General features: G+C 65.0%; 3 protein-coding genes and 1 rRNA gene. All 4 read right to left on the minus strand.

What is annotated here, in order from left to right:
* Window positions 1-75: 75 nt before the first annotated feature.
* The 4 genes from recD to rrf all read right to left on the minus strand — a co-directional run bounded on the left by recD (window position 76) and on the right by rrf (window position 9,555).
* The gene (gene recD, locus BMW74_RS23070) at window positions 76-2,163 is read right to left on the minus strand and encodes an exodeoxyribonuclease V subunit alpha (protein WP_093426440.1); all 2,088 of its coding nucleotides are present in this window, start codon (window positions 2,161-2,163) and stop codon (window positions 76-78) included.
* A complete protein-coding gene (recB, locus tag BMW74_RS23075) occupies window positions 2,160-5,846 on the minus strand; it encodes an exodeoxyribonuclease V subunit beta (protein ID WP_093426441.1) in 3,687 nt (1,228 codons plus the stop codon). The genes recD and recB overlap by 4 nt, the downstream gene beginning before the upstream one ends.
* Window positions 5,846-9,298 carry an exodeoxyribonuclease V subunit gamma gene (gene recC, locus BMW74_RS23080; RefSeq protein ID WP_093426442.1) on the minus strand — a complete coding sequence of 1,151 codons (3,453 nt, stop codon included), beginning with the start codon at window positions 9,296-9,298 and terminating at the stop codon, window positions 5,846-5,848. Before recC ends, recB begins: the two co-directional genes overlap by 1 nt.
* 141 nt (window positions 9,299-9,439) lie before the next feature.
* A 5S ribosomal RNA gene (gene rrf, locus BMW74_RS23085) occupies window positions 9,440-9,555 on the minus strand.
* Between the last annotated feature and the right edge of the window lie 190 nt (window positions 9,556-9,745).

The following is a 9,745-nucleotide window of genomic DNA, read 5'->3' on the forward strand; positions in this document are numbered from 1 at the left end:
CTCGCGATGGCGGTGACGAGCGGCATGGCTGAGACAGTTGCTCCCACAAGGGGTCCGGATGGGGTGTTCGTCCGGTCAGCCCAGTTCCAGCATCAACCCACTCAAGCGCTTGACCTTGCGTCGCACCGCTTCTTCGAAGATGCCGCCACGGGGTTCGATCAGGCTGAACCAGTCCTTGGCGCGGGTAATGCCGGTGTAGATCAGTTCCTTGGTCAGCACCGGGTTCAGGGCATCCGGCAGGATCAGCGCGGTATGGGCGAACTCCGAACCCTGGGACTTGTGCACCGTCATCGCATACACCGTCTCGACATCGTTGAGCCGGCTGGGCAGTACAAAGCGCACGCCGCCCTGGCCATCGTTGCGCGCAAAGGCCACGCGCAGCACGAAGCGCCCGGGCTCGCGCGCCTCGCGGTCAGGCAGTTTGAGCGCGATGCCGATGTCACCGTTCATCAGGCCCAGGCCGTAATCGTTGCGGGTCATCAGCACCGGACGGCCCTCGTACCATTGCTGGTCGCTGTCGATCAGCCGGGCCTTGAGCAAGGCCGCGGTGATGCGCTGATTGAGCCCCTCTACGCCCCACGGTCCCTTGCGCACCGCACACAGCAGTTGGAAGGCGTCGAAGGCATGCAGCACGTTGCGCGCCCATTCGACCCAGCGCGTGTCGTCCGGCGCCACGTCCTCTGGCGGACGCTGGTTGCGCAGCAGGCTCAAATAATGGCGATAGCCTTGCGGTCCCTCGCCATGACCGTCGAGCAACAGCCGCTCCAGCGCTCGGTCGTGCTCGCCCTTGAGCGCCAGCGAATACAGGTCGGCATGACTGCGCGCCTGCAGCAGGTGCCGGGCCTGTTCGGCCTGCTGCTGATTGACCCAGCGCGCCAGTTGACCGATGCCGCTGCCTTCGCCAAAGCGCCGCGAGTGACGCAGCATCACCACCTGCTGGGCCAGCGGGTGGCTGGCATCGAGGTCTTCGTGCAAGCCGCTGGCCCCGAGCGCTTCGCCGCTGACGGCCTCCAGCCAGGCGCGGGTCTGTGGGCTGTACCAGCCGGCCTCGGCGTCACGGCACAGGTCGCCCAGTACCGCGCCGGCTTCCACCGACGCCAGTTGATCCTTGTCGCCCAACAGCACCAGACGGGCATGGCTGGGCAAGGCGTCGAGCAGGTTGGCCATCATTTCCAGGTCGATCATCGAGGCTTCGTCGACCACCAAGACATCCAGGGGCAAACGGTTACCGGCGTGATGACGGAAGTGCCGGGTGCCCGGGCGGCTGCCGAGCAAGCGATGGACCGTGGTGACTTCGGTGGGGATCTTGCCCCGGACGTCTTCAGCGACGTGCAGGGTGCGCACTTGCTGGCTGATGGACTCGGTCAGGCGGGCGGCGGCCTTGCCCGTCGGTGCCGCAAGGCGAATGCGCAGCGGCTCGCCCGCCTCCACCGCCGGTGCCTGGAGCAGTGCCAGCAAGCGCACGACGGTGGTGGTCTTGCCGGTTCCCGGCCCGCCGGTGATGATGCTGAAGGCACCACGCGTGGCCAGGGCGCACGCGAGTTTCTGCCAATCGATGGGCGCGTCTGGCTTGGCCGGGCCGAACAGGCCACTCAAGCGTTGCGCCAGGTCGGCGGGGGTCGGCTCGTCGGCCACCAGGCGCTGGCGAAGGGCGCTGTCTATGCGCCGCTCGTAGGCCCAGTAGCGGCGCAGGTACAGGCGCTTGCCGGACAGCACCAAGGGCCGATGGCGGCTGTCTTCGCGGTCATCGGCGGCCAAGGCCACCAAGGGGCTCGACGCCAGGACCTTGCACCAGTGCACGCCCTCAAGGGCTTCAAGCAATTGCGAGGGCAACAGTTGGGCGCCGGCCTGCACGTCACCTTCAGGCGGCAGGGACAGGGCGAAATCCGGCTCCTTGAGCGTCTCGAACAAGTCCAGGCACACGTGGCCGTGGCCCAATTGATGACTGGTCAGCGCGGCCGCCAGCAACACCAAGGGATCGGTGTCGGGCGCCAGTTCGAACAGGAACGCCACGAAGGCCTTGTCCAGGGCCCGTAACCAGCCGCGCTCGACCCAGCGTTCGAGCAGCAGCAACAAATCCTCGGCCCGGCTCAAGGGTGTCAGTTGGGCCAGGCTTTCGGCGGTCAGCGGCGTGGGCAGCAGGTCGGCAAAGGAACGGCTCATAGCAATACTCCCTGTTCCCAGGCCACAGGTGCCTTGGGCTCTGGCTTGCCCTGGAACAGGCGGTCGAGGCGCTCGATCAGTTCCCGGGGTGGACGGGCGAAGTACACGCCCTGGCTGGTGCTGCGGGTCCCGCGCAGGAACAGATACACCGCGCCGCCCATGTGCCGGTCGTAGTCATAGTCGACCAGGCGCGCCTTGAGCTGGCGATGCAACGCCAGCAGGTACAACGCGTATTGCAGGTCGTAGCGGTGGTCGAGCATCGATTGCTCCATGGCCTGCTCCGTGTAGGCCCCATCCTCGGCCCCCAGCCAGTTGGATTTGTAGTCGGCCACGTAGTAGCGACCTGCGTGTTCGAAGCTCAAGTCGATAAAGCCCTTGAACATGCCATTGAGCAGCGCCGACTCGGCGGTCATCCGCGGCGCGCCGGCATGGGTGTACTGGCGCACCAACTCATCGAGTTTGAGCACGTCGACCTGATGGCTGGCGAACCAGAACTCCATCTCGACCCGGTATTGGCTCAGTTGGGCCAGCACCAGCGGCGGCTCCCCGCCCAGGCGCAGGGGAACCTGCAGCAAGTGCCCCAGCCAGTCGCTCAGGGTGGTGATCCAACCTTCCCAGCCACGACGGTTGCAACGACGGCCAATGGCTTTTTCGATGGCCTTGGGCTCCGCCTTGAAGCCTTCGTCACCGGCCCACTCCAGCAAGCCATGGAGAAAGGTCCCGGGGTTGGGCCCCCGGGGGAAGCGATGAATGTCGCCGCCACTGGCGAGCACTTCTCGCGGGGCATGGGGGTCGAGGCGCTCATCGTCGAAGAGCTTTTGCGCCTGGGCGCTTTCCGGGGCCTCATCGCTGGCCGCGCTCAGCCGCTCGCCGACCCGCAGCGCGCTGTAGGAGGCGATCCACCAGTTCTCCGCGGCACGGCGCCGGGGAATCAACGGCGCGAGCAGCACCGCTTCATTGCGCGGGGGATGGAAGTGTAGGTCCGAAGCCTGCGGCATCGGTCCCACGCTCAAGGCATCACAGCCCTGTTGCAGGTCGCGCAGCCAGCGTTGCAGGTCCGCCGACTCGGCCAACCGCTCGCCGCCGCCCAGCAGGTAGCCCAATGCCGACAGGTGCAGCACCGAACTGTTGTGATTGCCCCGCTTGAGATCGGCAACCCCCAGCCAACAGGCGTGCTGGGCGCGGGTCAGGGCCACGTAGAGCAAACGCAGGTCTTCGGCCAGGCGCTCATGGTCCGCCAGGGCGATCAGCTCCGGCGTCGGGCTGAGCGAGACCTGGGGCCTGCCGCGTTCGTCGTGGTAGTGCAACGGCAAGCGGCTGCCGTCCACCGGCTTGGCCGAACAGATAAACGGCAGGAACACCAAGGGGTACTCAAGGCCCTTGGACTTGTGGATGGTCACTACCTTGACCAGTTGCTCGTCGCTTTCCAGCCGCAGGATCTGCTCTTCGCCAGCCTGCCCGGACAGCGCCAGGTGTTCGCCCAGGTGACGAATCAGCGCCTGCTCGCCATCGAGTTCGGCGGCGGCCTGTTGCAGCAGCTCGCTCAGGTGCAGCAGGTTGGTCAGGACGCGCTCGCCATCGCTGCGGGCGATCAGCGCCTGGGGCAGCTCGAAGTCATGCAGCAGGCGCCGCAACATCGGCAGCACACCTTGCAGGCGCCAGATCTGCCGGTACTCGCGAAACTGCATGACGCGCCTCTCCCAGGCCAACTCGTCCTGGTTCAAGCGTTCCAGTTCGATCAGCGACAGGTTCAGGGTGATGCTGGCCAGGGCGGCGCGCAGCGGGCGCTCGACGTCCGGCTCGGCGCAGGCCTTGAGCCAACTCAACAGGTCGTGGGCTTCCTGGGCGGCGAACACCGAGTCCTTGTCCGACAGGTACACACTGCGCACGCCACGGGCCGACAAGGCGCTGCGCACGGCCTGGGCTTCCTTGCCGTCGCGCACCAGGATCGCGATGTCCGCCGGCAGCAAGCCCTTGAGCACTTGCGCGTCGCGCACGAAGCCGGCCTGCCCTTGCTGGCCAGCGTTGAGCAACGCGCTGATTTCACTGGCGCACGCCGCCGCCAGTTGCTGGCGATAGACCGCGCCCGACAGCGGTTGCTCGCTGCCAAGCTGCCAGACATTCAGCGCCGGCACCGGCTGGCCGTTGATCTCTAGCGACTCCTTGCGGCCCTGGGACTGCACGGGGGAAAACGGCACCGGGTTGTCGCCGTCCGGCTCCCGGAACAGAAACGCGCCCCGGCCCTGCTCACGCAGCTCGGCCTGTTGGAACACGTGGTTGACTGCCCGGACCATGCCGTGGCTGGAGCGGAAGTTGGTGTCCAGGGTGTGCAAGCGTCCGCTGGTGGCTTGGCGAGCGCGCAGGTAGGTGTAGATATCCGCCCCACGGAAGGCGTAGATCGCTTGCTTGGGATCACCGATCAGGAACAGTCCGCACTCGGGGTTGTTGTCTTCGATGCGGTAGATGCTCTCGAAGATGCGGTATTGCACCGGGTCGGTGTCCTGGAACTCATCGATCAAGGCGACCGGGAACTGCTCGCGAATCAAGGTCGCCAGGCGCTCGCCGCCCTGCGCCTGCAACGCCGCGCGCAGGCGCAGCAGCATGTCGTCGAAGCCCATCTCCGCACGACGGCGCTTCTCTTCTTCGAAGCGCTCGCCGATCCACTGCGCGGCGTGCTTCAAGACCGCCGCGTCGGGGGTGGGCAGCGCGTCCAGGCTCGCCGGCAAGGCGGCCATGGCGTGCAGGCCCGGATGCTCGGGCGCCGGGCCTTTCCAGGCCTCGGCCATGCCATCGGGGGTCAGGCGGGTGAAGCCGGTGCCAATGTCCAGGTCCTCCACCGTTTCGTCTTCGGCCCAGGCGCTGATTTTTTCGAACCAGGGCTCGAAGTAGCGGGCTTGCATCTTGCGTCCGTCCACCGTTTTGCTGGCGACGCCTTGCAGGCAGATCTCCCGCAACTCCCGGGCCCATGGCCCCCAGGGCGCCTTGAGGGCAACCAATGCCTCGCGCCGTGCCTGCAAGCAGGCGGCGATCAACTCGGCCGGAGCCGTGCCTTCGACGCTCTCGCGTTCACTGTCGAACACCCCACGTACCCGCGCCAGCAACGCCGCCGGGCCGCCCCAGTTGGCGCGTACCCAGTTCAGGGCGTCGCCCTGCATCGGGTAGCAATACCGGCGCCAGTAGTCGCGCACCACCTCGCCGAGCAAATCGCTGTGATCGGTCTCAAGGGATTGAGTGAACAGACTGCCGCTGTCGAACGCGTGCTCGCGCAACATGCGCTGGCACCAACTGTGGATGGTCGAGACGGCCGCTTCATCCATCCACTGCGCGGCGATGTCCAGGCGATTGGCGCAACCCGGCCATTGCTCGGTGCGGTATTGCTCGCGCAGCTCGGCAATCAAGGTGTCGGGGGCCGGGGTTTCATCGCGAAAGAACCGCGCCGCTTGCGCCAGGCGTGTGCGGATCCGATCGCGCAGCTCCTTGGTGGCGGCGTCGGTGAACGTCACCACGAGAATTTGTGGCGGCAGCAGTTCCCGGCCAAATCCGCTGTCCGCATCACCGTGGCCCAGGACCAGGCGCAGGTAGAGCGCGGAGATGGTGAAGGTCTTGCCAGTGCCGGCGCTGGCTTCGATCAACTGGCTGCCGCGCAGCGGGAACGCCAGGGCGAGGGGAAGTTTGGCAGTCATCAGTGCGCGTCCTCTTGGGTCACGGAGCGCCACGGCGCTTCAAGCAGCGGGCGGTACAGTGCGTCACACCAGCCACCGAAGGTTTCGTCGGCGAGCAAGGCGTTGTAGTCGGCGAACTGACGGGCCAGCGCCGGGCTTTCGCGACGCTCGCCGTCGGTGGTCTGGCCATCGCCTTCATAGGCTTTGCGCGCGGCTGCGTCGGCCTTGTCCGGGTCCGTCTGACCCAGCCAGGCAAATGCGGTCTTGACGGCCACCGGCAGCGGCTGGCGCATCCCGGCCTGCCAGGCTTGCAGCACATCACCGAGGATGTCCAGGGCGCGGCTTTGCTCGATAGGCGCGAGCAGCAAGGTGTCGTCACTGGCCACTAGCCCGGTCGTCAAGGACCAGCCGCTGGCACAGGCCACCAGGTGATTGACCCAGGGCCGGGTCAGGCGATGCCACTTGCGATTCTTGATCGAGCCGATGCTGTTGGGGATGGTGGTCACGGCCAGCAAGCCACCGTCGCTGCGTTGGTGCAGGTCGCTGAGCCACCCCTCCAGGCTGACGCCATGGCGCTGCAACGAAATCGGCCGCGCGCTGTTTTGTGGGCTCGGCCACAACGCCAACAGGTGCTGATAGCGCTGCACCAGGTCCGGCAACGGCTCGATCAACTCACGCTGCAGGCACTCGCCAAAACCGGCCATGGGCAGCAAGCCGCTGTCTTGCAGGCGCTTGGCTTGCGCCTGCAGTGCCTGCTCGGGCTGATCCAGGTGAGTCAGGGCGGCGTCGAGCAAGCTGTCACTGAGGCTGTAGCGTTGCAGTGCATCGAGCACGAAAGGTTCTTCGTCTTCCAACGGCGCTTCGGCGGCTTCGAAAAACACCTTGAGGCGCTGGCTGAAAAAGTGGCGCACGGGGTTACGCAGGAAGTCCTGAAGCTGGCCCAGGCTCAAGGGTTCTTCCTGCTCGTAGGCCTCCAGCAGGGCTGGCGCTTGCGGGCTGTGGTGCTGCTCATGCAGCAACTGCCACTCGCGGGCATAGCTGAACAGCTCACTGCCGTGATGAAAATAGCGGGCGCTGAAGGGTTGCAACGGATGCTCCTGGGTCAGCGTCTCAAGCAGTTCGTCGTCGTGCTCGCCGGCCAGCCGCCAGCCGTTGGCCAGGTGATCGCGCAGTTGGCCGATCAGCACCGACGCGGGGCGCTCGCTGTTGTCCCGAATACTGCGCCCGACCCAACTGATGTAGAGCTGATCACGTGCCGAGAGCACGGCCTCGAGCAACAGATAACGGTCATCCTCGCGGCGCGAACGGTCCCCCGGGCGGTAATCGCTGCCCATCAGGTCGAAGTCCAATGGCGGTTGTGCTCGAGGATAGTCACCGTCGTTCATGCCCAACAAACACACCAGCTTGAACGGGATGGCTCGCATCGGCATCAGGGTGCAGAAGTTCACCGCACCGGCCAGGAAGCGCTGGGACAGCCGACCCTGATCAAGCCCGGCGAGCCAGGCTTCACGGACCACGGTCAGCGGCAGCGCGTCTTGCAGGCCGACCGACTCGCAGGTCTCCAGCCAGCCTTCGCGAAGCAGCTCAAGCTGGGCGAGCAGGAAGTCATCGTGCTCGGTGCTCGCGAGGAAAAACAGCTGCATCAATCCCTGCAGGCGCACGCCCCACTGCTCGGGCGAGGCCGGTTGACTGAGTTCTTCATGGGCAATCTGCAGGGCGTCGAGCAACGCCACCAAGGGGCCGATCAAGGCCGCATCCAGGCCACCAATTTCGTCGTAAGGCTCAATGCCGTCGCAGGCCAGGCCGCTGCCCACCGCGTATCCCAGCAACATGCGGCGCAGGCCAAAGCGCCACGTATTCTGCTCAAGCTCATCCGGCAGGCCAAGGCCGGCACGCTGCGCGGCATTCATCCCCCAGCGGATGCCGGCGCCTTCGATCCAGCGGTGCAGGGTCGGCAGGTCACGCTCCTCCAGGCCGAATCGGGCACGCAAGGCCGGGACGTCGAGCAGGTCGAGGATTTCACTCACCGGGAAACGGCTATCCGGCAGCTTGAGCAAGTGCTCGACGGCAATCAGCAGCGGGTCACGGCCACGCTGGCCCTGGTCCGTCAGGGTGAAGGGGATGAAGCGTTTGTCCTCACGCTCAAGCTGGCCGAACACGGCCCGGATGTGGGGGGCGTAGCTGTCGACATCGGGCACCATCACGATCACATCGCGGGGGCGCAACGTCGGGTCGGCGCTGAAGCGTGCGAGCAGTTGATCGTGGAGGATCTCCACTTCACGTTGGGTGCTGTGGGCAATGTGAAATCGAATCGACTGATCGCGCTCAGGGTCAACCGCCGGCCACAGGTCGCGGGTCTCGCTGAGCGGTCGCAGTTCGAGGATATCGTCCTGCAATTGGTTGAGCATGGTCAGCGGCTGGTATTCGCTGAACAGGTCGATTCGCCCATCGCGGAATGCCGAGCGGTAGCTGTTGGGGTCGTCGTAGCTGTCGAGCAGGTTGATGTAGTCGCGCCCCTGCTTGCCCCAGGCGGCCAGCAACGGGTGCGCGTGCTGATGCAGGGTTTGCGGATCGAGGACCACCGGCATGCCGGCCTTGCGCGCCTGGCGTTTGTATTGGTGACGAAGCAAGTCCTTGTCGGCAACGATGTCCGCCCAATGGTGGCGACAGGGGTTGTGCACGCAGAGCAGGACCTGACTGAAGCGCGCCAGCCCCGCTAGCGCTTCCAGGGCTTGGGCGGGCAGTGAAGAAATACCGAAAACGATCACCCGCGATGGCAGGCCTGCAGGCGCGGTGTCCAGACGGTTGATGGTTTCGATAAAGCGCTGGTGGACGCCGGCACGGCTTTGCGCCATGCCTTGCTCGCCCACGTCCAGCAACAGTGCGCGCCACAACTCCGCCTGCCAGCAGTTGGCCGGCGCCAGTGGTTTAGCCTCCCCCCGGCCGTTGCGCAGTTGGTGGCGACCGGCGGCCCAGTCCTCCAGCCAATCGGCGCGGTACACCTGGTATTGGTCGAACAGGTCCGCCAGGCGCTCCGACAGTTGATAGCGCTTGCGCAGGTCGGTGTCCTGGGTCAGGAAGCGTTGCAGCGGTTCGAAGTGTGGCTGATCGATCAACTCGGGCAGCAGGCGCATCAGCCGCCAGGTCAGCGGGGCTTTGTCCAGCAGGGACTTGGCGGGAATCTCGTCTCGTCCCAGTACCAGTCGATACAACTGCCACATGAAGCTGCCCGGCAGTTGCACATCAATGGCCGCCGCGATGCCACAGCCGCCCATATCGTCATCTTCCGGGTCTTCGGCCAGGGCGAGCTTCAACCACTGGGCAATACCGTTGCTCTGTACCAGGGCAATTTCATTTTCCAGGGGCGCCAGCGGGTAACGCCGCATCCAACTGACCACCAGACTACGCAGTTCATCCAGGCGATTGCCGTGGACCACCATAAATCCAGCACTGAGCAGCGAGGCGTCCGCCATAAAAGCTTCCTTGGAAAGTACAAAACCAGGGCCGAACCTTAGCATTGTCGGGTGACGGTGACAGCTGGCGGACGATCCCAATGTTTCTTGCGGGCAAAACAAAACCCCAACTGCTTTCGCAATTGGGGTTTCGGAATTTAATCTTGACGATGACCTACTCTCACATGGGGAAACCCCACACTACCATCGGCGATGCATCGTTTCACTGCTGAGTTCGGGATGGGATCAGGTGGTTCCAATGCTCTATGGTCGTCAAGAAATTCGGGTACCGAATCGTGGCCAGCTGGCCGCGCTTCAGCAAATTGGGTACGTGATAGATTTCGGTGTTTTGCAAGATCTCGAACTTTCGGTTCGTTTCGTCTTCACACACCGCAATCTGGTCTCTTTCGCTTTTCAGCTTGGAGCATGCAAATTGCTTGGGTGTTATATGGTCAAGCCTCACGGGCA

This window comes from Pseudomonas sp. ok272 (assembly GCF_900109995.1).
Taxonomy (GTDB): Bacteria; Pseudomonadota; Gammaproteobacteria; order Pseudomonadales; family Pseudomonadaceae; genus Aquipseudomonas.